General features: G+C 46.3%; 1 protein-coding gene. It reads right to left on the minus strand.

Annotated features, from left to right (window positions below):
• Positions 1-57 precede the first annotated feature (57 nt).
• A partial coding sequence (locus H6A20_RS13280) for a hypothetical protein (protein ID WP_204907554.1) occupies positions 58-270 on the minus strand: 213 nt, incomplete at its 5' end.

Here is a 270-nt window from a genome sequence, read left to right on the forward strand (position 1 = left end):
AGAAGAGCTTGGGAGAAATCTGGTGAAGCAGGCAGAAACACCAGAAAAGGCAGAAGTTTAAGATGAACACCAGAGAAAACAGAAGCTTTGCGGGTTAAACTGGTGAAAAACGGAAAAACACCAGAAGAACCCGTAGAAACACCAGAAATAAAAGTAGATCCTCAGGTCTTTCAGATCTTCATGGCGTTCCTTTAAGCGTGTCACGGGATCCGGGATGGTCACATCCAGTCTGCCGGCAGCATAGGACTGGCAGTACATACAGACCATATC

It is taken from the genome of Mordavella massiliensis (assembly GCF_016901695.1).
GTDB classification, from domain to species: Bacteria; Bacillota; Clostridia; order Lachnospirales; family Lachnospiraceae; genus Claveliimonas; species Claveliimonas massiliensis_A.